Here is a 22,055-nt window from a genome sequence, read left to right as displayed (position 1 = left end):
TTCGGGCCTAAGGGCACCAGTAGATTTCGAGCGGCGCGCGCAGAAACGCGCTGATCGGCATGTTCTTATGATTGTCTTGCTGCAAAGCCTGCTCGAGCACCGCGAGCTTGCCCGCCCCCTCGATCGCCAGCAGCGGCAGGCGGGCCGCCCTGAGCAGCGGCAGGGTCAGGGTCAGGCGCTGGTGCGGCACGCTCGGCGCCAACATCGGCAAGCAACGACGCGGGCATTCGTCGCTGAGCGCCTGCTCCAGGTTCGGGCTGCCTGGAAACAGCGAGGCAGTATGCCCGTCGGTACCCATGCCCAGTACCAGCACGTCGATGACTGGCAAGTCACGCAGCGCCTGTTCGGTGAGTTCGGCCGCCTCCTCGAGGCTGCCTGCACTGTGATACAGCCCCAGCACCCGGGCCTCGGCAGCCGGCCCCTGCAGCAGGTGACGACGCACCAGCGCCTCGTTGCTGTCCTCGTGGCTGGTTGGCACCCAGCGCTCGTCTGCCAGGCTCACCAGCACCTTGGCCCAGGGCAACGGCTGTTGCGCGAGCGCCTTGAAGAAAGCGATCGGGCTGCGCCCACCGGATACAACCAAGGTCGCCTGGCCGTGGCTGTCTATGGCAGCGCGCAGCGCGCCAGCCACGTTCTCGGCCAGCGCGCTCGCCAGGTGCTGCGCGTCGCTGTGACTGCGGGCGACCACGCCCACGGGAAATTCGAGGTCAGAGATCGCCATACCAGGCCCTCCCATCGCGAGTGATCAGGGCGATGGAACTCATCGGCCCCCAGGTGCCGGCGACGTATGGCTTGGGCGGGTCGCCGAGTTTTTTCCAGCCGGCGATCAGCTGATCGCACCACTGCCAGGCGTGCTCGATCTCGTCCTTGCGCACGAACAGGTTCTGGTTGCCGCGCATCACTTCCAGCAGCAAACGTTCGTAGGCATCGGGAATCCGCGCACTCTTGTAAGCGGTGGAAAAATTCAGTTGGAGCGGGCCGCTGCGTAGCTGCATGCCCTTGTCCAGCCCCTGATCCTTGGTCATCACCTGCAAGGAAATGCTCTCGTCTGGCTGCAGGCGGATGATCAGCTTGTTGCCGATCAGCTGGCGTTGCTCCGGCGCGAAGATGTAGTGCGGCGGCTCCTTGAAGTGGATGACGATCTGCGACAGCTTCTGCGCCATGCGCTTGCCGGTGCGCAGGTAGAACGGCACGCCGGCCCAGCGCCAGTTGCGGATGTCGGCGCGCAGGGCGACGAAGGTTTCGGTGTCGCTCTGGGCGTTGGAATTTTCTTCTTCCAGGTAGCCGGGAACGGCCTTGCCATCGCTGGTGCCGGCCACGTACTGGCCGCGCACAACGTGGCGCGAAAGCTGCTCGGCGGTCATCGGCTCGAGGGCCTTGAGCACCTTGACCTTCTCGTCACGGATGGCATCGGCGGACAGGTCGCCCGGCGGATCCATGGCGATCAGGCAGAGCAACTGCAGCAAATGGTTCTGGATCATGTCGCGCAGTTGGCCGGCCTTGTCGAAGTAGCCCCAGCGGCCTTCGATACCGACCTTTTCCGCCACGGTGATTTCCACGTGGGTGATGTGGTTCTGGTTCCACTGGGTCTCGAACAAGCTGTTGGCGAAGCGCAGGGCAATCAGGTTCTGCACCGTTTCCTTGCCCAGATAATGGTCGATCCGATAGACCTGGCTTTCCGGGAAATAGGCCGCCACTGCATCGTTGACCGCACGCGAAGAGTCGAGGTCATGGCCGATGGGTTTCTCCAGCACCACCCGGGTGTTCTCGGCCAGGCCGACCGCTGCCAGGTTGGCGCAGATGCCACCGTACACCGAGGCCGGTGTGGCGAAATAGCCGATCAGCTGGCGACCGCTACCGACCATTTCAGCCAATTGCGGGTAGTTGTCCGGCGGCAGGAATTCCATACTCAGGTAGCGCAGGCGCGCCTGGAAGCGCTGCATCGCTGCCTCGTCCAGCTCGGTGGCCGGCAGGTAGCGACGCAGGTGCGCATCGATGGTGCTCAGGTGCTTGTCAGGGTCGCCGCCATCGCGCGCCAGCGCGAGCAGCTGAGTATCCTCGTGCAGCAAACCGGCGCGGTCGAGCTGGTAGAGGGCGGGAAACAGCTTGCGCAACGCCAGGTCGCCCAGGGCGCCGAACAGAGCGAGTGTACAAGGCTCAACGGGAATCATCGACATGATCTTTGTTCTTCTATCAAGTTGCCCTATTGATAGCGGGTAACCCGGCATCGCGCAACCAAAAATGTAGTAATAAACACAACATATTCGTAGAGTGCACGGTACCGGTAGCCAGTTGACCAGCCCCGGCTTAGGATTAACCCGGCATTTTATCGGACAAGGACAACAATGGATCGCGTGCGCAATCTTCTCGAACAGATCCAGGGCCGCCTCGAGAGCCTCAACAAGGCCGAACGCAAGGTCGCCGAAGTGATACTGCTCAATCCGCAGCAGGCCACCCGCCTGAGCATCGCTGCCCTCGCCCAGGCCGCCCAGGTCAGCGAGCCGACGGTCAACCGTTTCTGCCGCTCGTTCGGCGTCAACGGCTACCCGGAATTGAAAATGCAACTGGCACAGAGCCTGGCCAGTGGCGCGGCGTACGTGAGCCGTGCGGTGGAAGCCGACGACGGCCCCGAGGCTTATACGCGCAAGATCTTCGGCAGCGCCATCGCCTCGCTGGACAGCGCCTGGCAGAGCCTGGACGCCAACCTGGTCAGCCGCGCCGTCGACCTGTTGATCCAGGCCCGGCAGATCCACTTCTTCGGCCTAGGCGCCTCGGCGCCGGTGGCTCTGGATGCCCAGCACAAATTCTTTCGCTTCAACCTGGCGGTGTCCGCCCACGCCGACGTGCTGATGCAGCGCATGCTCGCCTCGGTGGCGCATACCGGCGATCTGTTCGTGATCATCTCCTACACCGGGCGCACCCGGGAACTGGTCGAGGTGGCCCGCCTGGCCCGGGAAAATGGCGCCTCGGTGCTCGGCCTGACCGCCGCCGGCTCCCCGCTCGACCAGGCCTGCAGCCTCAGCGTGCACATCCCGCTGCCCGAGGACACCGACATTTACATGCCGATGACCTCGCGCATCATTCAATTGACGGTGCTGGACGTACTGGCGACCGGCATGACCCTGCGCCGCGGCGCGGACTTCCAGCCGCACCTGCGCAAGATCAAGGAAAGCCTCAACGCCAGCCGTTATCCAGCCAGCGAAGAGCAAGACTGAACCCGAACGGCATCAGGATTCGAAGCCCTGGCATCGCGGGTCGCCCAAGCGGAAAACCGTGCCGTCGTAAGCTGCGTGCTCCGTAAAGCAGACCGACCGCCAGGCAAAGACAGAGCCCCACTCACCCTGCGCGATGGGAAGTACGCAGGGTAAGTGAAGTGCTGCAAAACACCGTTGCTCCGGCCTCCGGGGAGCCGTTCAGCCTAGCGCCCTACTTCCACCAGTACTCCACCTGCACACCGAAGTTGGAGCCATTGCGCGCACTGCCAAAGGCACCGGTGTCGGACAGCGCCGAGCCTTCGGCCAGCAGGTTCGCCGCTTCCTGCGCCGCCTTGTTCCAGGTGGCGTAGGTGTAATACAGGCGAATTTCCGGTCGCTCGAAGAAGCCGGGGCCATTCGGCGACCAGGTCGGCGCGATGGTGAACTTGCTCAGCTTGCGGGTGCCGCCAGAGGCGTCCACCTGGTCATGGCCGATCTCGCCGACCAGCTTGAACTGCTGGGTGAAGGCGTAGCTGGTGCGCCCGCCCACCGACCACCAATCCTGGTCGCCGCCGTCTTCACGCTTGTCCTTCTGGTACACGGCCTGTACCTGACCGCCCAGGCGCGGGGTCATCTGGAAGTCGAAGAACTCGACCACGCGCCAGCTCTTGGCGCTGCGATCCAGGGTCGGGTCGCCGGTGTAGCCCAGGCCGGTCCCCGGTCCCTCGCCGTACTGCAGGGCAAACTTGTTGTCGCCGCCCAGGCCGAGGAAGTTCTTCTGCACGTGCTGCCCGGTCACCGCCCAGCCACTGTGCGAGTCGTCCACGGAGGATGGCTTGTCGACGTAGCTGACGCCCACCTCGATCTCGCCGCCCGGGTTGGTCACGAAGCCGCCGACGTTGAAGTCGTGGCGGTTGATGTATTCCTTCTGGTCGTAGCTGTCCTTGCGCGAGAACACGTAGCTGTACTTGTAATCACCGATCTTCATCTCGTCGATACCGAAACCGGTGGCGCTCTGGTTCCAGTAGTAGAAGTCGGAGATGTGAATGTCGTTACGCTTGTAGAACCGCCGCCCGGCCCACAGCGAGCCGCCGCCCAGCGCCGGCATGTTGCTCCACTCGGCGTACATCTGGTTCATCCGCGCGGTACCGTGGTCACCGGTGAATTTCGGCGTGTGCCCGTACTCGTTGAACAGCTGCGCCATGCCTTCGATGCTCAGCACCGAGCCGTCGTCGAGCGTGAACAGATCCTGACGCAGATCCAGCTCGGCGTACTGCTCGCACTCGTTACCCAAACGGTACTTGGAGCGTGCGCCCGGCAGTTGGAAGCACGACTGTCGGCCATTGCCATCGGCCGTGCCGGCACCACTGCGCACGTAGCCGCTGAACTCCAGCGCCATACCCGTGACCGGCAGAGTCAGGGAGCCCAGCGCCATGACCAGGCCGAAACCCGTTGATCGTTTCATATCCTCTCCTGCTGTTTTTATTGTTGTTACCGCTTTGCAATGCCGGCATCAGGACTACGAGGCCGACTCCTTTTCAACGATTCGTTAACGAGGTGACGTTGCCTGGTTGCGCCGTACGGGCCAGGGGCCGTACGCGCTCGCCGCTCTTGGCATCGAACAGCAGTGCCCGCGCCGCATCGATGTGCAGTTCCAGGCGCTGGCCCACCGGCGGCGCCTGATCGGGCGCCAGGCGGCAGCACAGCTTGCTGTCATTGACGGTGACGAACACCAGGGTGTCCGGCCCGGTAGGCTCGGTGACTTCTACCTGTGCGGCCAGCGTATGGGCCTGCGCCAGGCCGCTCGCCAGTTGCACCTGCTCGGGGCGCACGCCGAGCAGCAATTCGCCCTGCTCCGCGCCCTCGGGCAGCTCGCCCAGAGGCAGCTCGCAACGCCCCTCGGCAGACGCCAGCACGGCCCAGGCCTGCCCGTCGCGACGCTGCACCTGCACGGGAATGAAATTCATCGGTGGCGAGCCGATGAAGCTCGCCACGAACAGGTTGGAAGGATCGTTGTAGATCTGCTGTGGGGTGCCGAATTGCTGAATCACGCCGTCCTTCATCACCGCCACCTTGTCGCCCAGGGTCATGGCCTCGATCTGGTCGTGGGTGACGTAGACCGTGGTGGTCTTCAAACGCTGGTGCATCAGCTTGATTTCGGTACGCATCTCCACCCGCAGCTTGGCGTCGAGGTTGGAGAGCGGCTCGTCGAACAGGTAGATCTTCGGGCGTCGCGCCAGGGCCCGGCCCATGGCCACGCGCTGTTGCTGGCCGCCGGAGAGCTGGCCGGGCTTGCGCCCCAGCAGGTGTTCGATCTGCAGCAGCTTGGCGACGCGCGCCACTTCCTCGTCGATGGCCGCCGGGGCCAGCTTGCGCATCTTCAGGCCGAAGGCGATGTTGTCGCGCACGTTCATGGTCGGGTACAGCGCGTAGGACTGAAACACCATGGCGATGTCACGATCCTTGGGGCTCATGCCGCTGATGTCTGCATCGTCGACCAGGATGGCGCCGTTGCTGATGCTCTCCAGCCCGGCGATGCAGTTCATCAGGGTGGATTTGCCGCAGCCCGACGGGCCGACAAGGATCAGGAATTCGCCATCGTCGATCTTCAGGTCGATGCTTTTCAGCGTGTCCGTCAGGCCACTGCCGTAGGATTTGTTGACGTTGCGCAGTTCGAGCGTTGCCATTTACTTCTCTCCACTTCGAAAGTGCCGCGAGCGAGCGCAGCAGCTTTCAACCCTTTACCGCGCCAGCCGTGAGGCCGCGCAGGAAATACTTGCCCGCCAGGATGTAAACCAGCAGGGTCGGCAGCCCGGCGATCATCGCCGCGGCCATGTCCACGTTGTATTCCTTGGCCCCGGTGCTGGTGTTCACCAGGTTGTTGAGGGCCACGGTGATCGGCTGGGCATCGCCACTGGCGAACACCACACCGAACAGGAAATCGTTCCAGATCTGGGTGAACTGCCAGATCAGGCAGACCATGATGATCGGCACCGACATGGGCAAAAGGATGCGCCCGAAGATGGTGAAGAACCCCGCGCCATCCAGGCGCGCGGCCTTGACCAGAGCATCCGGAACGCTGACGTAGAAGTTGCGGAAGAACAGCGTGGTGAAAGCGATGCCGTAGACCACGTGCACCAGCACCAGGCCGGTGGTGGTATTGGCCAGGCCGAATTTGCCGAGGGTGAACGAGGCCGGCAGCAAAATGGTCTGGAACGGCAGGAAGCAGCCGAACAGCAGCAGGCCGAAGAACAGCTGCGAGCCGCGAAAGCGCCACATCGACAGCACGTAACCGTTGAGCGCGCCGATGGCAGTGGAGATCAGCACCGCCGGAATGGCCATCTTCGCCGAATTCCAGAAGTGCCCGCCGACCACGTCCCAGGCCTTGACCCAGCCGATCAGGGTGAAGGCGTCGGGCAGCGACAGCAGGTTGCCGGCGCGCACGTCCTCGGGGGTCTTGAAGCTGGTCAGCAGCATCACCACCAGCGGCACCAGGTACAGCGCGGCGGCGAACAACAGGGTGGCGTGAATCGCCAGGCGGCTTGGACTGAAGGCCTTAGTCATGGCGCTTGCCTCGCAATTCCGAGTAGAGGTACGGCACCAGGATCGCCAGGATCGCGCCGAGCATCAGCATGGCGCTGGCCGAGCCGATGCCCATCTGCCCGCGACTGAAGGTGAAGTTGTACATGAACATCGCTGGCAGATCGGAGGCGTAGCCGGGCCCGCCCGCGGTCATCGCCGCGACCAGGTCGAAACTCTTGATGGCGATGTGGGCGAGGATCATCACCGCACTGAAGAACACCGGGCGCAGGCTCGGCAGCACGATGCGCAGGTAGATGGTCGGAAGATTCGCACCATCGACCTGGGCGGCGCGGATGATCGACTGATCGACGCCGCGCAGCCCGGCCAGGAACAACGCCATGACGAAGCCCGAGGCCTGCCACACGGCCGCGATCACCAGGCAGTAGACGACCCGCTCGGGGTCCACCAGCCAGTCCAGACGAAAGCCTTCCCAGCCCCAGTCGCGCAGCAGTTTGTCCAGGCCCAAGCCGGGGTTGAGCAGCCACTTCCAGGCGGTGCCGGTGACGATCATCGACAGCGCCATGGGGTACAGGTAGATGGTGCGGATGACGCCTTCGCGACGAATGCGCTGATCCAGCAGCACCGCCAGCAGCACGCCGATGACCAGGCTGATGGCGATGAACAGGCCGCCGAAGACCATCAGGTTCTTGCTGGCGACCCACCAGCGGTCGTTGTCCATCAACCGCAGGTATTGCTGCAGGCCCACCCACTTGTAGCTGGGCATGAAGCTGGAATTGGTGAACGACAGCACCGCCGTCCACAGGATGTAGCCGTAGAACCCCACCAGCACCACCAGCATGGTGGGCGCCAGTACCAGCTTGGGCAGCCAGCGCTGCAGCGCATCGAAGGGTGAAGCCTTGCCGATTACCGTCGTGACACTCATCGGGCCTACCGTGTGTAGAGAAATTCGGGACGAACTCCGCCAGCGACAGGCGCGGTGCCTGTCGCACGAACGGATGGTGAAATCAGGCGGGCCGCAGGGCAGCGGCCCGCTTCACGCTACTGCGCGGACTTGATCGCCGCAGCCATCTGCGCACCGGCCTTGCTCGGGTCGGCGTTCTTGTCGGCCATGAAGTTGGTGACCACATCGAAGATCGCCCCCTGCACCGCCAGGTTGGTGGCCATGCTGTGGGCCATGCTCGGTTCCAGCTTGCCGGCCTTATCGGCCTCCTGGAAATCCTTCATGGAGGCCTGAGCGCAACTGTCGAACTTGCTCATGTCCAGGTCCGAGCGAACCGGGATGGAGCCCTTGTTCTCGTTGAACACGTACTGGAACTCGGGCTCCAGGGCGATGCGCGCCAGGGCATGCTGGGCGGCGATGTCGCCCTCTTTCTTCAGCCTGAACATGGCCATGGAGTCGATGTTGTAGGTGTAGCTGCCCGCGGTGCCCGGCATCGGTACGCACTGGTAGTCCTTGCCGGCGACCTTGCCGGCGGCGGTCCATTCGCTTTTGGCCCAGTCGCCCATGATCTGCATGCCGGCCTTGCCGTCGATGACTTCGGCGGTGGCCAGGTTCCAGTCACGCCCGGCACGGTTGTCGTCCATGTAGGTGGAGAGCTTTTTCAGCGCGGTGAACACTTCGGCCATCTGCGGGCTGGTCAGGGTCGCCTCGTCGTTCTCGACGAACGCCTTGTGGTAGCCCTCGGCGCCCATGATGCTAAGCACCAGGCCTTCGAAAACGGTGCTGTCCTGCCATGGCTGGCCGCCATGGGCCAGTGGCGTGAAACCGGCGGCCTTGAGCTTGTCGCCGGCGGCGTAGAGTTCGTCCAGGGTGGTCGGCGCCTTGTTGATGCCGGCCTTCTTGAAGACTGCCGGGTTGATCCACAGCCAGTTGACGCGGTGGATGTTCACCGGCACGGCCACGTAATGGCCGTCGTACTTCATGGTATTGGCGACAGTTTTCGAGAGCAGGCCATCCCAGTTATTGGCCTTGGCCACGTCGTCCAGCGGTGCGAGCAGATCCAGCGCGCCCCACTCCTGCAGATCCGGCCCCTTAATCTGTGCGGCGCCTGGCGGGTTGCCGGAGACCACACGGGTCTTCAGCACGGTCATGGCGGCCGAGCCGGCACCACCGGCCACGGCACTGTCCTTCCAGGTGTAGCCGTCCTTCTCGACCAGCTCACGCAGGACCTTCACGGCTGCCGCTTCGCCACCGGACGTCCACCAATGCACGACTTCGACCGTACCTTTGGAGTCGGCCGCCAGCGCGGTGAGGGGCAACAGGGAAGCGAGAGAAACGGCAGTAGCGAGACGGGTGATCGCGTTCATCGAAGTACCTTTCTTGTTGTTAGCGGCAAGTCATGGCGCTTGCGTTGCAGGGAGTGTAATCAGGGTTGGCGGGCCGCCAGGTAACGAAGCGATGCGTGAATGTCACCACGCCGTTACATGGCAGCCAATGCCGTGGCCAGGCTCGGCGCCAGCGCCACGCGCGGCAGCAGCACGGCCTGGTAGGCGTGGTACAGGTCGGGCTTTCCCGGCCAGATGCTGGCAGCCGGGCGGTTGCCGGTATCGAGTTCATGGTGCCAGCTGCCCGCTTGTAGATCGATGAAATGGCTGGCGGTGAATTCCCAGAAGCGCCGGTACCACTGCTCGTAATCCGGCTCGCCGGTTCGCCGCAGCAGCGCCGCGGCCGCCGCGCTGGCTTCGGCCTGCACCCAGTGCAGCCGCGCACGCACCACTGGCCGCGCCTGCCAGTCGAGGGTGTAGACCAGCCCCGGCGCGCCGTCGGCCAACCAGGCATCGCGGCAGGCACTGGTGAACAGACCGCGCGCGTCGTCCAGCAGCCAGGCGGGTGCTTCCAGTCCGGCGCGCATCAGGGCGGCCTCCAGATGCAGCAACAGGCGCGCCCATTCGAAACTGTGCCCGGGCGTGCTGCCATAGGGGCGAAACGGATCGGCGCGGTTATCGGTGTTGTAGTCGGGCAGCGCCTGCCACTGGCGGTCGAAATGCTCGACCACCACGTGCCCGCGGGAGGCGGCATGCCCGTGGATCAATCGCTCGGCGACACGTAACGCGCGCTGCAGCCAGACGCTGTCGCCCGTGACGTCGGCCAGGGCGAGAAAGGCTTCCACGCCATGCATGTTGCTGTTGGCGCCGCGGTAGGCTTCCTCCTGCGACCAGTCGCGGCTGAAGCTCTCCCGCAGCGCGCCCTCCTCCTCACTCCAGAAATGCCGCTCGAGGATGCCGATCGCTTCGTCCAGCAGCTCGCTGGCACCGGGCCTGCCAGCCGCCTGGGCGCTGCTGGCGGCCAGGGCCACGAAGGCGTGCAGGTAGGCGGTCTTATCGCTCTCGCGGGTCGCATCGGCGAACCAGCCGCCGGCCACCTCGTCACGCAGCCGGCCCTGCAGTGCGGCGACGCCGTGATCGACCAGCTCGCCATAGCCGGCAATGCCTTGCAGATGGGCCAGGGCGAAGCAGTGGGTCATGCGCGTGGTGTGGATCAGCTCGGCGACGGCATCAGGCGCCAACGCGCCCCTTGCATCGAGGGCGGCGAAGCCATGCTCGACTTTCGCCGCACGGGCGAACGGCAGCAGACGCACGCCTTCGGCATTCAGCCAGGCCTGATGGGCGGGCTTCACCAGCCAGCTGTCAGCGGGGAGTACGGGTGTGATCGTCATTGTTGTTATTCCATACAGACGGAAAATGGCCGCATCAGTCGGTAGCCCGGGTTGAGCGCAGTGATACCCGGGTCCGTCAAAAACCTGGGTTACGCCTTTGGCTAACCCAGGCTAAGAGAGGCTGTGCAGGCACCGGCGGATACAAATCGTCAAAAAGCTCATGACGAGTCTACTGACGGCTACCTACCGCCAAGTAACGAAGGCCGGCTGCTTTGTCACGGGGCGGTGACATTCAATCCGGCATCCGCGGCAGGCGCAGGGTCACTCGCAGCCCGCCTTCGCGCAGGTTCTGCAGGCTCACCTCGCCGCCATGGCTATGGGCGATGTTGCGCGCGATGCCGAGGCCCAGGCCATAACCCTGCTGCTGCCCGGCCAGGCGAAAGTGCGGCTCGAACACCTGCTCGAGGCGCTGCTCGGGTACCCCCGGCCCCTCGTCGTCGACGTGCAGCACGTAGGCCTCGTCATCGTCCTCGACATGCAGATGGGCGCGGTGGCCGTACTTGAGCGCGTTGTCGACCAGGTTGCCGATGCAGCGCCGCAACGCCAGGGGTTTGCCTAGGTATTCGGCGCCGGCCTCGCCGTGCAGGGTCACTCGGCCATTGCCGGTCGGCGCCAGGTAGGGTTCGACCAGACAGTGCAGCAGCTGGTTGAGGTCCACCGACTCGATGTTCTCGTGGATGTCGGTGTCCTTGACGCACTGCAGCGCGCCCTTGACCAGCAGTTCCAGCTCGTCGAGATCGCGGCCGAACTTGGTCTGCAGGGTTTCGTCGTCGAGCAGTTCGACGCGCAGCCGCAGCCGGGTGATCGGCGTACGCAGGTCATGGGAAATGGCGCTGAACAGTTGGGCGCGCTCGGTCAGGTAGCGGCTGATGCGCTCGCGCATGGCGTTGAAGGCCCGCGCCACCTCGACCACTTCACGCCCGCCGGCCTCCTCCACCGGCTCGATGTCGGCGCCCAGCGACAAGTGCCGCGCAGCGCGCGCCAGGCGCTTGAGCGGCCGGCTCTGCCAGCGCACCAGAATGCCGATGAACAACAGCAGAAAGCCGCTGCTGAGCAGGATGAACCACAACTGCTGGGCCGGCAGTACCGGCTCCTCCAGGCTGGTGTAGGGCTCTGGCAAGAGCGAGGCGATATACAGCCACTCGCCGGGCGCCAGCTGGATCTGGGTGACCAGTACCGGCGGGTTGACCGGCTCCAGGGTAAGGGCGTAATGGGCCCAGGAGCGCGGCAACTCGTCGAGTTTCAGGCCACCATTGAAAATGCGCAGATCATCCGGGCTGACGAAGGTCACGGAAATGTCCGCCTTGTTGCCCAACGAAGCGCGCAGCACCTCGCTGACCGCCTCGGTCACCGCCAGCTTGCGCGGCGTTTCGGGCAGCAGGTGCATGGTCAAGGGCCGGTCGTTGAGGCTGACCACGAAGCGGGTGCCGCCCATGCTGCGCAACTGGTCGAGCACCATCGGTCGGTAGGCCACCGGCAGCGAACGGAAATAACGCACGCTGGCCGACATCGAATGGGCCAGGCTGCGCGCCGTGGTGACCAGGCCTTCGAGCTGAGTGGCGCGCAATTGCGACAGCCAGATGGCGCTGGACAACGTCTGCGCCGCCAGCACCGAGAGCAAGGTCAGGAGCAGCATGCGGCCCAGCAGTGAACGTGGAATCGGCACCAGCCGACGCCAGTCAGCGCGCATTGCCGGCCTGCGCACTGACGGCGGCGGCCAGCTGGTAGCCGCTGCCACGTACGGTGCGGATCAGCCGCGGCGGTTTGCCGGTGTCACGCAGGCGCTGGCGCAGGCGGCTCACGGCCATGTCGACGATGCGTTCGAGCGGCATCATCTCGCGGCCGCGAGTGGCGTTGCCAATGGTGTCGCGGTCGAGAATCTGTTGCGGGTGATCGAGAAACAGCTTGAGCAGCGCAAAGTCGGCGCCGGACAACAGCACTTCCTCGCCGTCGAGGTGAAACAGCCGATGACTGACCATGTCCAGGCGCCACTCGTCGAACACCAGCACGTCGGCGCTACGCTCCTGGGCGAAATTGACCCGGCGCAGCAGCGCCTTGATACGCGCCAGCAACTCGCGGGGGCTGAACGGCTTGCCGAGGTAGTCGTCGGCACCCAGCTCGAGGCCGACGACCCGGTCGGCCTCGTCGGAGCTGGCGGTCAGCATGATGATCGGGACCTGGGCGAAACGCTGGTGCTCGCGGATCCAGCGGCACAGGCTGAAGCCGTCCTCGTCGGGTAGCATCACGTCGAGAATCACCAGGTCGGCGCCGCCTTCGCAGAGCGCCTCGCGAAACCCGGCGCCATCGGCCACGGTGCGCACCTGCAGGCCGGCACGCCCGAGGTAGGTTTGCAGCAGTTCCCGAATATCCTGGTCGTCGTCGACCAGCAGGATGGATTTTCCAGTTGGGCTCACATCGATGATCCTTGTTGTTATCGGCGATGCTAGACAGAGTGTTCGGGGTGCTGGTTCCTCTGCAGGTGCTGCTCCACCGCCACTCCCGCGCCGACCAGGCCCGGGTAAGGCGCGGTGACCAGCCATACCGGCAGGCCATCAAAGTAGTCGCTCATGCAGCCCTTGTCGCGCAGGCTGCGCGAGAACCCGCTGGCCATGAAGAAGTCGGCGAAGCGCGGCACCATGCCGCCGGCGATGAACACGCCGCCTCGGCCGCCCACGGTCAGCACGTTGTTACCCGCCACACGGCCGAGCAGGCAGCAGAACAGCTCCAGCACGTTGACCGCCAACGGCTCCCCTTCCAGCGCGGCCCGGGTAACCTGGGCCGCGCTCTGCAGGGGGGCCGACTGACCGTCCACCGCGCAGGTCGCGCGGTACAAGGCGAGTAGCCCGTTGCCGCTGAGAGCGCCAGCCTCGGCGCTGACATGGCCGAGCTGGCGATGCAGCGCCTGCCAGATCAGCGCCTCGCGGTTGCTGCCCACCGGCAGGTCGACGTGGCCGCCCTCGCCCGGCAACGCGTGCCAGCTGCCATCGGGCAAGCTCAGCAAGGTGCCTACGCCCAGGCCGGTGCCGGCACCGATCACCACCGCCGGGCGGCCAGGCTGCGCCACGCCGGGGCAGACGGTAATGTACTCGTCGTCCTGCAGGCAGGTCATGCCCAAGGCCATGGCGGAAAAATCGTTGAGCAGCAGCAGCTCGCGCACCTGCAGTTCGGCGCAGAACGCCTGGCGGTCGATGCGCCAGGCGTTGTTGGTGAAGCGGAACGGATCGATTTCCACCGGCCCGGCGCAGGCCAGGCAAATGGTTTGCACTTCGCCGAGCGCCAGACCTTCGGCGGCCAGGTAAGCGACGATGGCCTGTTCGACGGTGGCGTGATCGGCAGTCGCCGATACCCGCACCCCGTGCAGGCCGCCATCACGCCACAGGGCGAAACGCGCATTGGTGCCGCCGATGTCGCCAACCAGCGCCAGGCTCATCGCAGCGAATCCAGTTCGGCGGTGAAGGCGCTGGCGCCCTCTTCCGCGGGGCTGAATGCGGCGCGCATGAAGGCGAACAGCTCGCGGCCACAACCGACGCCGGTGCCTTGCGGGCGCGGCGCGATCTTGCGGGCGTTCCAGGCGATGTCGTCGACCAGCACCTGCAGGTGCCCGGTCACGCCATCGACGCGAATCAGATCGCCGTCGCGCACCCGCGCCAGCGGGCCTCCATCCCAGGCCTCGGGGCTGACGTGAATGGCCGCCGGCACCTTGCCCGACGCGCCGGACATCCGCCCATCGGTAACCAGCGCCACCTTGAAGCCGCGATCCTGGAGAATGCCCAGGTACGGCGTGAGTTTGTGCAGCTCGGGCATGCCGTTGGCCTTCGGCCCCTGGAAGCGCACCACGGCGACGAAATCGCGCTCCAGCTCACCGGCCTTGAAGGCTTCGGCCAGTTCGACCTGGGTTTCGAACACGCGGGCCGGCGCTTCGACCACCTGATGCTCCGGCGCCACGGCCGACACCTTGGCCACGCCGTTGCCGAGGTTGCCGGTCAGCACCCGCAACCCGCCCTCGGGGGAGAAGGCTTCCGGCACGCTGCGCAGGATGTTGCGATCCAGGCTCTGCTCCGGGCCCTGGCGCCAGACCAGGCGCTCGCCATCCAGGAACGGCTCCTGGGTATAGCGCGACAGACCCTGGCCGGCGACGGTATAGACATCCTCGTGCAGCAGGCCGGCTTCGAGCAGCGTGCGCACCATGAAGGGCACGCCGCCGCAGGCATGGAAGTGGTTCACGTCAGCCTGGCCATTGGGGTAGACCTTGGCCAGCGTCGGGGTGACGGCGGACAGGTCGGCCATGTCCTGCCAGGTCAGCTGGATGCCGGCGGCGCGGGCGAAGGCCGGGATGTGCAGCGTGTGATTGGTCGAACCGCCGGTGGCGTTGAGCGCCACCACCGAGTTGACGATGGCTTTCTCGTCGATGATCCGGCACAGCGGCGTGTATTCGCCGCCTTGCCGCGTGAGGCGCACCACCTGGTGGGCGGCCTCGGCGGTCAGCGCGTCACGCAGCGGTGTGTACGGGTTGACGAACGACGAGCCCGGCAGATGCAGGCCCATGATTTCCATCACCACCTGATTGGTGTTGGCGGTGCCGTAGAAGGTGCAGGTACCGGGGCTGTGGTAGGACTTCATCTCCGATTCGAGCAGTTGCTCGCGGGTCGCCTTACCTTCGGCATAAAGCTGGCGAACCTCGGCCTTTTCCTTGTTGGGAATGCCCGAAGGCATCGGCCCGCCCGGCACGAAGATCATCGGCAGGTGGCCGAAACGCAGGGCGCCGATCATCAGCCCCGGGACGATCTTGTCGCAGATGCCCAGCAGCATCGCCGCATCGAACATGTTGTGCGACAGCGCCACGGCGGTAGACATGGCGATCACCTCGCGGCTGGCGAGGCTCAGTTCCATGCCCGGTTCACCCTGGGTCACGCCGTCGCACATCGCCGGTACGCCGCCGGCCACCTGGCCCACCGAGCCGACCTGGCGCAGGGCCTGTTTGATCAGTTCCGGATAGTGTTCGTAGGGCTGGTGGGCGGACAGCATGTCGTTATAGGCGGTGACGATGCCGACGTTGGCCTCGTTCATCAGCCGCAGGCGCTGCTTGTCTTCGGCCGAGCCGCAACCGGCCACGCCATGGGCGAAGTTGGCGCATTGCAGCGCGCCGCGGTGCGGGCCCTGGCTGTCGGCAGCGGCCATCTGCGCCAGGTAACGCTCGCGGGTGGCGCGGCTGCGGGCAATAAGGCGGTCGGTTACCTCGAGAATGCGGGGGTGCATGGTGTCGACTCCAGGCTAGCGGGTAGCACTTCGAATTGTATTTTTATCAAAATATTGACAGCTAAAACGCTTGATTTCTACTTTCATGAGAATAATCTTGTTTTTAAAACAACATATAAGGATCGACGCTCATGACATTGCGAATTGCCATCAATGGTTTCGGTCGTATCGGCCGTAACGTGCTCCGGGCACTCTATACCCAGAACTATCGCGAAAAGCTGCAAGTCGTCGCCATCAATGACCTGGGCGACAGCGCCATCAACGCTCATCTGCTCAAGTACGACAGCGTACACGGCATTTTCGACGCGTCCGTCGAAGTCGATGGACAAAACCTGCTCGTCAATGGTGACCGCATCGCCGTCAGCGCGATCCGTAATCCTGCCGAGCTGCCCTGGAAGGATCTGGACGTCGACGTGGTGTTCGAATGCACCGGCCTTTTCACCGATCGCGACAAGGCAGCCGCCCACCTGAGCGCCGGCGCCCGCAAGGTGATCATCTCCGCGCCAGCCAAGGGCGCCGATGCGACCATCGTCTACGGCGTCAACGAAGGCAGCCTGCGCGCCGACCAGCCGATCATCTCCAATGCCTCTTGCACCACCAACTGCCTGGCACCGGTCGCTCAGGTGCTGCAGCGCGAGCTGGGCATCGAAAGTGGGCTGATGACCACCATCCACGCCTACACCAACGACCAGAACCTCTCCGACGTGTATCACAGCGACCTGTTCCGGGCGCGCTCGGCCACCCAGTCGATGATCCCCACCAAGACCGGCGCTGCCGAAGCGGTGGGCTTGGTGCTCCCGGAACTGGCCGGGCGCCTGACCGGCATGGCGGTGCGCGTGCCGGTGATCAACGTGTCGCTGGTCGACCTCACTATTCAGGTGCAGCGCGACACCAGCGTCGAGGAAATCAACGCACTTATGAAGGCGGCTGCCGAGAAATCCCCTGTACTGGGTTACAACACCCTGCCGCTTGTGTCCTGCGACTTCAACCACAATCCGCTGTCGTCGATCTTCGACGCTAACCACACCAAGGTGAATGGCCGCCTGGTGAAAGTGCTGGCCTGGTACGACAACGAATGGGGCTTCTCCAACCGCATGCTCGACACCTGCCTGGCAGCTAACGCCGCCAAATGAACCTGCGCTGAGAACCTGTTCAAAGCCTGCTGCGCGTCGGCACTGCGGCGTTAAAAACAGGCTCGGACTGCTCATTTACAGCTCGTAAACTCCGCGTCCTCGCCTGTTTTTGCGGGGCCGCCCAGGCCTTGCATTGCTCTAGCTCGCGAGGCTTTGAACAGGTTCTGACAGACGCAGCGATGCACCGAGCGGCATAAAGGCTCGGTAAATCGCTGCGAGCGGATTACAATTGCTGCCCGCCTCGCCCACTAGGCCAAGCTTGACCCCGCGCCAAACGTGCTGGCGTTGGCGCCAGGCAGCCGCTAATCGATATCCGCAAACCACTGGAAGCCGCATGGACTCTAGCCGCAACACCCTCGAACAGCACTACACCGCCATCCTCGGCCAGCTCGGCGAAGACGTTTCCCGCGAAGGCCTGCTCGACACGCCCAAGCGCGCCGCCAAGGCCATGCAGTACCTGTGCAATGGCTACCAGAAGACCCTGGAAGAAGTCACCAACGGTGCGCTGTTCAGCTCCGACGCCAGCGAGATGGTGGTGGTCAAGGATATCGAGCTGTATTCGCTGTGCGAGCACCACCTGCTGCCCTTCATCGGCAAGGCCCACGTCGCCTACATTCCCAGCGGCAAGGTGCTGGGCCTGTCCAAGGTCGCGCGCATCGTCGACATGTATGCCCGACGCCTGCAGATCCAGGAAAGCCTGAGCCGGCAGATCGCCGAGGCCGTCCAGCAGGTCACTGGTGCCCTGGGCGTGGCAGTGGTCATCGAAGCCAAGCACATGTGCATGATGATGCGCGGCGTGGAGAAGCAGAACTCCTCCATGGTCACCTCGGTGATGCTCGGCGAGTTTCGCGAGAACGCCGCGACCCGCAGCGAGTTTCTGAGCCTGGTCAACGGTTGAGGCTTGAGACTGTGGGAGCGTCCGCCCTCGGCGCGATGAAATCGTCGGGCCGCCGCTCTCTCTGCGCTGCGCCCACCATTCGCCCCGGGTCGGGGCTCCCACCCGGCCCCATTGACCTCGCAACCCGCCACCCGCGCGGGAGCGTCGCCCTCGGCACGAACCAATGGTGGCATCGCCGCGATATCGGCTTCGCCCGCACCATTGGCAGCCCGTAGGGTGGGTCACGCTTCACCGACCCACCTCACAGCCAACGCCAATACTAGCACCCTACCCCTTAACTCTTTTCGACGAACTGCAACTCGGCCAACCGAGCATAAAGCGTGTTGCTGGCGACCAGTTCGGCGTGTTTACCCAGTGCCACCAACCGTCCCTGATCGAAGACCGCGATGCGGTCGGCGCTCTTCACCGTGGCCAGGCGGTGGGCGATCACCAGGGTGGTGCGGCCACGCATCAGTTCGGGCAGCGCCTGCTGGATCAGGTGCTCGCTCTCGGCGTCCAGGGCGCTGGTGGCTTCATCGAGCAGCAGGATCGGTGCATCCACCAGCAAGGCGCGGGCAATCGCCAGGCGCTGCCGCTGGCCGCCGGAAAGCCCCAGGCCCGCATCGCCCAGATGGGTCTGATAACCCTGGGGCAAGCGCTCGATAAATTCATGGGCATGGGCCGCGCGGGCGGCGGCTTCCACGTCCGCATCGCTGGCCTCCGGGTGCCCGTAGCGGATGTTGTCGGCCACGCTGCCGAAGAACAGCGCCGGGTGCTGGGAAACCAGCGCGAAGTTCTCGCGCAGGGCGTGCGGGTCGAGGCGCTCGATGGGCAGGCCGTCGATAAGGATGCGCCCCTGTAGCGGGTCGTAAAAGCGCAGCAGCAGGTCGAACAACGTCGACTTGCCGGCTCCGGACGGGCCGACGATGGCCAGGGTTTCGCCCGGCTCCACCGCCAGCGTGATGTCTTGCAGCGCCAGGCTGTCGGGGCGCGTCGGGTAGGCGAAGGACAAATCCTGCACTTCGATACGGCCCTCCGCAGGCCGGACCGGAACCAGCGCGCCGCCGAGTGGCGCATGAATCTCGTTGCGCGCACTGAGCAGTTCGCTGATGCGCTCGGCGGCGCCAGCGGCGCGTTGCAGCTCGCCGATCACCTCGCTGAGGGTGCCGAACGACGAGCCGACGATCAGGCTGTAGAACACGAATGCCGCCAGCTCACCGCCGCTGATGCGCCCGGCGATCACATCCATGCCGCCGACCCAGAGCATCACGCCCACGGCGCCGAGCACCAGCACGATCACCACGGTGATCAGCCAGGCGCGTTGGGCGACGCGCTTGCGGGCAGTGTCGAACGCCGCCTCGGCGGACTGGCCGAAGCGCCGGCGGTCTTCGGCCTGATGGTTGTAGGCCTGCACTGTCTTGATCTGCCCGAGCACTTCGCTGACGTAGCTGCCGACATCGGCGATGCGATCCTGGCTCTGCCGCGACAACTCACGCACACGGCGGCCAAACAGCAGGATCGGTGCGACGACCAGCGGCAGTGCCGCGAGCACGATGGCGCTGAGCTTGGGGTTGGTGGCCACCAGCAGGATCATGCCGCCGACCAGCATGATCAGGTTGCGCAGCGCCATCGACAGCGACGAGCCGATGACCGACTGCAGCAAGGTGGTATCGGCGGTCAACCGCGACTGGATCTCAGAGGCGCGGTTGTGGGCGTAAAAGCCGGGGTGCAGGCCGACCAGGTGATCGAAGACGCGCTTGCGGATGTCTGCCACCACCCGCTCGCCCAGCCAGGAAACCAGGTAGAAGCGCGTGTAGGTACCCACCGCCAGCGCCAGCACCAGCACGAAGAACAGCAGTATCGAATGGCGCAACGCTTCCGGCGACTGAGTGGCCAAGCCCTGATCGACCAGCAGCTTGATGCCCTGCCCCATGGACAAGGTAATGGCGGCAGTGAACAGCAGCGCCAGCAGCGCACCGACCACGCGACCGCGATAAGGGGCGATAAACGCCCAGGATGTGCGCAGGGCACCGCGCTGGCGACCGGACAAAAGCGATTTCATGGCGGGCTCGAAGGCTGATGGCGAGAGGGTTACAGCCCATCAGATGGGGTCTATCGGCGCAAACATCAAGCGGGGGCCCTGCGCTTGGCGGCGATCAGCGCTCCATTTAATATATGGAACCCGATTCCAAAAACAATCATTAGCCGCCAGGAGCGCCCATGCCCGCCGCCACCACCACTCCACTTCCTCAACATTGCGACCTGCTGGTGGTCGGCTCGGGCGCCGCCGGGCTGGCCGCCGCGGTGACTGCAGCGTGGCATGGCCAGCGCGTGGTGCTGATGGAAAAGGACGCCGTGTTCGGCGGCGCCACCGCCTGGTCCGGAGGTTGGGCCTGGGTTCCGCGCAACCCGCTGGCGCAGCGGGCCGGCATCCAGGAAGACATCGAGCAACCGCTCACCTACCTGCGCCACGAGCTGGGCGAGCATTTCGACGAAACGCGTGTCAGGGCCTTTCTCGACGCCTGCCCGCAGATGGTGGCGTTCTTCGAACGGCACACCGCCCTGCAGTTCGCCGACGGCAACGGCATTCCCGACATGCATGGCGACACGCCCGGCGCCGCCACCGGCGGCCATCAGGTGATCGCCGCGCCCTATGACGGCCGCGAAGTGCTCGACCTGCTGCCGCGCCTGCGCAGGACGCTGCGCGAGACCTCGTTCATGGGCATGCCGATCATGGCCGGCGCCGACCTGGCCGCCTTCCTGAGCATGACCCGCTCACCGAGAGCGCTGTGGCACGTGACCCGTCGTTTTGCCACGCACCTCTATCACCTGGCCCGTTATGGCCGCGCCATGCACCTGGTCAACGGCGTCGCGCTGGTCGCCCGGCTGGCCCGCTCGGCCGCCGACCTGGGCGTGACGATGATCGAGTCGGCACCGGTGATCAGCCTGCATCAGGAAGATGGCCGTATCAGCGGCGCCACGCTGCGCCGTGCGGACGGCGAGCACTTCATCGGTGCCCGTGCAGTGGTGCTGGCGGCCGGCGGTTTCCCCAACGATCCTCGACGGCGCCAGCAGCTTTTTCCCCGCGATGTCAGCGGCGCGGACAACCTGGCCCTGCCGCCAACCGCCTGCTCCGGCGATGGCCTGCGCCTGGGCGAAGCGCTGGGTGCCCAGGTCGATACCCGGCTGAAATCGCCGGTCGCCTGGGCGCCGGTGTCCCGGGTGCCGCACCGCGACGGCAGTATCGGCCACTTCCCGCACATCATCGAGCGCGGCAAGCCCGGCATCATCGGCGTGCTGGCCAGCGGCAAGCGCTTCGTCAACGAAGCCCACGGCTATTACGACTACGTGGCGGCGATGGTCGAACAGGTGCCCGAGGACCAGCCGGTGTGTTCCTGGCTGATCTGCGATCATCGCTTCCAGCGCCGCTACGGCCTGGGTTTCGCCCGCCCGGCGCCCGTACCACTGTGGGCGATGTTGCGTAGCGGCTACCTGAAACGTGCGGCGACCATAGAGCAGCTGGCGCTCGACTGCGGCATCGATCCGATGGGGCTGGCGAGCACGGTGGCCACTTTCAACCAACATGCCCGCAACGGCGAAGACCCGCAGTTCGGCCGCGGCAGCACCGCCTTCAACCGCAAACAGGGCGACCCGCTGCACCCTGGCGCCAACCCCTGCGTGGCGCCTATCGAGCATGGCCCGTTCTACGCGGTGAAGGTGCAGCCCGGCTGCTTCGGCACCTTCGCCGGGCTCAAGACCGACGGCAGCGGCCGGGTGCTGGATGCCGATGGCCAGCCGATCTTCGGCCTCTACGCTGCCGGCAGCGACATGGCCAGCGTGTTCGGCGGTCACTATCCCTCAGGCGGCATCAACCTGGGCCCGGCACTGACCTTCGGCTACGTCGCGGCCCGGCATGCGGCGGGCGTCAGTGAGTACGAGTAGTCGCCGGACAACAAAAAGCCCCGCTTGGGCGGGGCTCTGCAGATCGCTACGACGTCAGGCCTTGTTCAGCGACTCGACGCCGACTTCGTCCCACAACTCTTCGGCCAGGTGGAAAGTGGCGTTGGCTGCCGGAATGCCGCAGTAAATTGCGCTCTGCATGATCACTTCCTTGATTTCCTCGCGGGTCACGCCGTTGTTCTTGGCGGCCTTGAGGTGCAGCTTCAATTCACCCTCGCGGTTCATGCCGATCAACATGGCGATGGTAATCAGGCTACGGGTGTGGCGCGGCAGCCCCGGGCGCGTCCAGATGTCGCCCCAGGCGTGGCGGGTGATCATCTCCTGGAACTCTTCGTTGAACGGCGTCAGTTTTTCCAGGCTGCGGTCGACGTGGGCATCGCCCAGCACCGCACGGCGCACCTGCATGCCGGCGTCGTAGCGTTGTTTCTCGTCCATC

Annotated in this window: 18 protein-coding genes; 4 read left to right on the top strand and 14 right to left on the bottom strand. The window is 65.1% G+C overall.

Annotated features, from left to right (window positions below; translation table 11 throughout):
- Positions 1-7: 7 nt before the first annotated feature.
- A complete protein-coding gene (gene pgl, locus BVH06_RS17160; protein ID WP_075930532.1) occupies positions 8-721 on the bottom strand; it encodes a 6-phosphogluconolactonase in 714 nt (237 codons plus the stop codon).
- Entirely contained in the window at positions 708-2,177 is a 1,470-nt protein-coding gene (zwf, locus tag BVH06_RS17155; protein ID WP_075934883.1) for a glucose-6-phosphate dehydrogenase, read from the bottom strand. Before zwf ends, pgl begins: the two co-directional genes overlap by 14 nt.
- Positions 2,178-2,354: 177 nt before the next feature.
- Between zwf and BVH06_RS17150 the strand changes: the two genes are divergently transcribed.
- On the top strand, positions 2,355-3,215 hold the full coding sequence (locus BVH06_RS17150; protein WP_177344614.1) for a MurR/RpiR family transcriptional regulator: 861 nt from the start codon (positions 2,355-2,357) through the stop codon (positions 3,213-3,215).
- Positions 3,216-3,426: 211 nt separating this feature from the next.
- On the opposite strand, the gene BVH06_RS17145 is transcribed toward BVH06_RS17150, so the two are convergent.
- The 10 genes from BVH06_RS17145 to edd all read right to left on the bottom strand — a co-directional run bounded on the left by BVH06_RS17145 (position 3,427) and on the right by edd (position 15,649).
- Complete coding sequence (locus BVH06_RS17145) at positions 3,427-4,629, bottom strand: maltoporin (protein WP_371915301.1); 1,203 nt, start codon at positions 4,627-4,629, stop codon at positions 3,427-3,429.
- Positions 4,630-4,732: 103 nt separating this feature from the next.
- Complete coding sequence (locus tag BVH06_RS17140) at positions 4,733-5,881, bottom strand: ABC transporter ATP-binding protein (RefSeq protein WP_075930536.1); 1,149 nt, start codon at positions 5,879-5,881, stop codon at positions 4,733-4,735.
- 46 nt (positions 5,882-5,927) lie between these two features.
- Positions 5,928-6,758, bottom strand: a complete 831-nt coding sequence (locus BVH06_RS17135; protein ID WP_075930537.1) for a carbohydrate ABC transporter permease — start codon at positions 6,756-6,758, stop codon at positions 5,928-5,930.
- A complete protein-coding gene (locus BVH06_RS17130; RefSeq protein ID WP_075930538.1) occupies positions 6,751-7,659 on the bottom strand; it encodes a carbohydrate ABC transporter permease in 909 nt (302 codons plus the stop codon). The genes BVH06_RS17135 and BVH06_RS17130 overlap by 8 nt, the downstream gene beginning before the upstream one ends.
- Positions 7,660-7,775: 116 nt before the next feature.
- Positions 7,776-9,044 (bottom strand): ABC transporter substrate-binding protein, encoded by a 1,269-nt coding sequence (locus tag BVH06_RS17125; protein WP_075934881.1) that lies wholly within the window; start codon positions 9,042-9,044, stop codon positions 7,776-7,778.
- Positions 9,045-9,157: 113 nt separating this feature from the next.
- Positions 9,158-10,393, bottom strand: a complete 1,236-nt coding sequence (locus tag BVH06_RS17120; RefSeq protein ID WP_075934880.1) for an AGE family epimerase/isomerase — start codon at positions 10,391-10,393, stop codon at positions 9,158-9,160.
- 232 nt (positions 10,394-10,625) lie between these two features.
- Positions 10,626-12,083 carry an ATP-binding protein gene (locus tag BVH06_RS17115; protein ID WP_075934879.1) on the bottom strand — a complete coding sequence of 486 codons (1,458 nt, stop codon included), beginning with the start codon at positions 12,081-12,083 and terminating at the stop codon, positions 10,626-10,628.
- Positions 12,073-12,807 carry a response regulator gene (locus BVH06_RS17110; RefSeq protein WP_075934878.1) on the bottom strand — a complete coding sequence of 245 codons (735 nt, stop codon included), beginning with the start codon at positions 12,805-12,807 and terminating at the stop codon, positions 12,073-12,075. Before BVH06_RS17110 ends, BVH06_RS17115 begins: the two co-directional genes overlap by 11 nt.
- Before the next feature lie 29 nt (positions 12,808-12,836).
- Entirely contained in the window at positions 12,837-13,823 is a 987-nt protein-coding gene (locus BVH06_RS17105) for a glucokinase (protein ID WP_075934877.1), read from the bottom strand.
- The gene (gene edd, locus BVH06_RS17100) at positions 13,820-15,649 is read right to left on the bottom strand and encodes a phosphogluconate dehydratase (protein WP_075934876.1); all 1,830 of its coding nucleotides are present in this window, start codon (positions 15,647-15,649) and stop codon (positions 13,820-13,822) included. Before edd ends, BVH06_RS17105 begins: the two co-directional genes overlap by 4 nt.
- Before the next feature lie 131 nt (positions 15,650-15,780).
- On the opposite strand from edd, the gene gap reads away from it, so the two are divergent.
- Positions 15,781-16,782, top strand: a complete 1,002-nt coding sequence (gene gap, locus BVH06_RS17095) for a type I glyceraldehyde-3-phosphate dehydrogenase (protein ID WP_075934875.1) — start codon at positions 15,781-15,783, stop codon at positions 16,780-16,782.
- Between the two features lie 334 nt (positions 16,783-17,116).
- Positions 17,117-17,680: a GTP cyclohydrolase I FolE gene (gene folE / locus BVH06_RS17090; protein WP_075930546.1), complete on the top strand. Its 564-nt coding sequence runs from the start codon at positions 17,117-17,119 to the stop codon at positions 17,678-17,680.
- Positions 17,681-17,954: 274 nt separating this feature from the next.
- On the opposite strand, the gene BVH06_RS17085 is transcribed toward folE, so the two are convergent.
- Complete coding sequence (locus BVH06_RS17085) at positions 17,955-19,721, bottom strand: ABC transporter transmembrane domain-containing protein (RefSeq protein ID WP_075934874.1); 1,767 nt, start codon at positions 19,719-19,721, stop codon at positions 17,955-17,957.
- Between the two features lie 158 nt (positions 19,722-19,879).
- Between BVH06_RS17085 and BVH06_RS17080 the strand changes: the two genes are divergently transcribed.
- Positions 19,880-21,601 carry an FAD-dependent oxidoreductase gene (locus BVH06_RS17080; protein ID WP_075934873.1) on the top strand — a complete coding sequence of 574 codons (1,722 nt, stop codon included), beginning with the start codon at positions 19,880-19,882 and terminating at the stop codon, positions 21,599-21,601.
- Positions 21,602-21,655: 54 nt separating this feature from the next.
- Here the strand turns inward: BVH06_RS17080 and pcaC are convergent, their stop codons facing one another.
- Positions 21,656-22,054, bottom strand: coding sequence for a 4-carboxymuconolactone decarboxylase (gene pcaC / locus BVH06_RS17075; protein ID WP_027910639.1), 399 nt, complete (start codon positions 22,052-22,054; stop codon positions 21,656-21,658).
- Position 22,055 lies beyond the last annotated feature (1 nt).

It is taken from the genome of Pseudomonas sp. PA27(2017) (genome assembly GCF_001945445.1).
GTDB lineage: Bacteria > Pseudomonadota > Gammaproteobacteria > Pseudomonadales > Pseudomonadaceae > Aquipseudomonas.
Note: the sequence above shows the minus strand (reverse complement) of the source record. Positions and strands in the feature narration are given on the sequence as shown.

What these genes read in the sequence shown, in the direction of transcription:
- BVH06_RS17135 (WP_075930537.1), bottom strand. Translation starts at nt 6,758, where the DNA reads ATGACTAAGGCCTTCAGTCCAAGCCGCCTGGCGATTCACGCCACCCTG.
- zwf (WP_075934883.1), bottom strand. Translation starts at nt 2,177, where the DNA reads ATGTCGATGATTCCCGTTGAGCCTTGTACACTCGCTCTGTTCGGCGCC.
- BVH06_RS17080 (WP_075934873.1), top strand. Translation starts at nt 19,880, where the DNA reads ATGCCCGCCGCCACCACCACTCCACTTCCTCAACATTGCGACCTGCTG.
- BVH06_RS17120 (WP_075934880.1), bottom strand. Translation starts at nt 10,393, where the DNA reads ATGACGATCACACCCGTACTCCCCGCTGACAGCTGGCTGGTGAAGCCC.
- BVH06_RS17145 (WP_371915301.1), bottom strand. Translation starts at nt 4,629, where the DNA reads ATGGCGCTGGGCTCCCTGACTCTGCCGGTCACGGGTATGGCGCTGGAG.
- pgl (WP_075930532.1), bottom strand. Translation starts at nt 721, where the DNA reads ATGGCGATCTCTGACCTCGAATTTCCCGTGGGCGTGGTCGCCCGCAGT.
- edd (WP_075934876.1), bottom strand. Translation starts at nt 15,649, where the DNA reads ATGCACCCCCGCATTCTCGAGGTAACCGACCGCCTTATTGCCCGCAGC.
- BVH06_RS17085 (WP_075934874.1), bottom strand. Translation starts at nt 19,721, where the DNA reads ATGAAATCGCTTTTGTCCGGTCGCCAGCGCGGTGCCCTGCGCACATCC.
- BVH06_RS17140 (WP_075930536.1), bottom strand. Translation starts at nt 5,881, where the DNA reads ATGGCAACGCTCGAACTGCGCAACGTCAACAAATCCTACGGCAGTGGC.
- BVH06_RS17130 (WP_075930538.1), bottom strand. Translation starts at nt 7,659, where the DNA reads ATGAGTGTCACGACGGTAATCGGCAAGGCTTCACCCTTCGATGCGCTG.
- BVH06_RS17105 (WP_075934877.1), bottom strand. Translation starts at nt 13,823, where the DNA reads ATGAGCCTGGCGCTGGTTGGCGACATCGGCGGCACCAATGCGCGTTTC.
- gap (WP_075934875.1), top strand. Translation starts at nt 15,781, where the DNA reads ATGACATTGCGAATTGCCATCAATGGTTTCGGTCGTATCGGCCGTAAC.
- pcaC (WP_027910639.1), bottom strand. Translation starts at nt 22,054, where the DNA reads ATGGACGAGAAACAACGCTACGACGCCGGCATGCAGGTGCGCCGTGCG.
- BVH06_RS17125 (WP_075934881.1), bottom strand. Translation starts at nt 9,044, where the DNA reads ATGAACGCGATCACCCGTCTCGCTACTGCCGTTTCTCTCGCTTCCCTG.
- BVH06_RS17115 (WP_075934879.1), bottom strand. Translation starts at nt 12,083, where the DNA reads ATGCGCGCTGACTGGCGTCGGCTGGTGCCGATTCCACGTTCACTGCTG.
- folE (WP_075930546.1), top strand. Translation starts at nt 17,117, where the DNA reads ATGGACTCTAGCCGCAACACCCTCGAACAGCACTACACCGCCATCCTC.